Genomic DNA, 1,118 nt, shown 5'->3' on the forward strand with positions numbered 1-1,118 from the left:
GACGCCCGGCTGCCCGACGGGACACGACTGCACGCCGTACTGCCCCCGGTCGCCGTCGGCTGCACCTGCCTCTCGCTCCGTGTCGTACGACCGCGCGCGTTCACGCTCGGCGAACTGGTCGCGGCGGGCACGGTGCCGCCGGGCGGCGACCGGATCCTGCGGGCCGTGATCGAGGCACGGCTGTCGTTCCTCATCAGCGGCGGTACCGGGAGCGGCAAGACGACACTCCTGAGCGCGCTGCTCGGGCTGGTCGGGCCGGGTGAGCGGATCGTGCTCGCCGAGGACTCGGCGGAGCTGAAGCCGGACCATCCGCACGTCGTACGGCTGGAGAGCAGACCCGCCAACCAGGAGGGCGCCGGCCTCGTCACGCTCCAGGACCTGGTCCGCCAGGCCCTCCGGATGCGGCCGGACCGGCTCGTCGTCGGCGAGGTGCGAGGTCCTGAGTGTGTCCACCTCCTCGCGGCGCTCAACACGGGCCACGAGGGCGGCTGCGGGACCGTGCACGCGAACGCGGCGGCCGATGTGCCCGCCCGCCTGGAGGCCCTGGGCACGGCCGCGGGCCTCGACCGGGCCGCGCTGCACAGCCAGTTGGCGGCGGCGCTGTCGGTGGTCCTGCACCTCGTACGGGACAGGGCCGGGCGGCGACGGATCGCGGAGGTCCATGTCCTGGAACGAGACCCGTCGGGGCTGGTGCGGACGGTACCGGCGCTGCGGTGGGGCGCGGAGGCGTTCGCGTACGAGCGGGGGTGGGAGCGGTTGCGGGAGTTGATTCGGGGTGGGGCTGAAGGGGGTTAGGGCGTGGTGATGCGGGTGTGTGCGGGGCGGACTACGGCGAGCGGGAGTTGTGATGGATGTGGGAACGGGTGAGCTGTCGGTCGGGGTGGCCGCGGTGTGTGTCGGGGCCCTGTTCTGGCTGATGGGTGGGCGGCAGTCCGGGGCGCGGCGGGCGCAGTTGTTGTTCGCGGGCGGCGGGGTGGTGGGCGCCGGGCCGCCCTCGTGGGAGCGGGCCGTCGATGAACTGCGGCGGATCCGGGGCCGGTTGCGGGCCGAGTGGTGGTCGCTGGGCGTCGGACTGGTGGTGGCGGCACTGGGGGCCTCGGTGGTTCCGGTAGTCGCGA

1 protein-coding gene and 1 pseudogene are annotated in these 1,118 nt (G+C 74.2%); both read left to right on the forward strand.

The annotated features are described in order from the left end of the window. Positions 1-795, forward strand: a 795-nt coding sequence (locus R6V09_RS53660; protein WP_317888629.1) for an ATPase, T2SS/T4P/T4SS family, incomplete at its 5' end; no start/stop codon positions are given. A gap of 52 nt (positions 796-847) precedes the next feature. After that, a pseudogene (locus R6V09_RS53665) lies at positions 848-1,118 on the forward strand (type II secretion system F family protein); the annotation flags it as partial.

The organism is Streptomyces sp. W16, assembly GCF_033194735.1.
Taxonomy (GTDB): Bacteria; Actinomycetota; Actinomycetes; order Streptomycetales; family Streptomycetaceae; genus Streptomyces.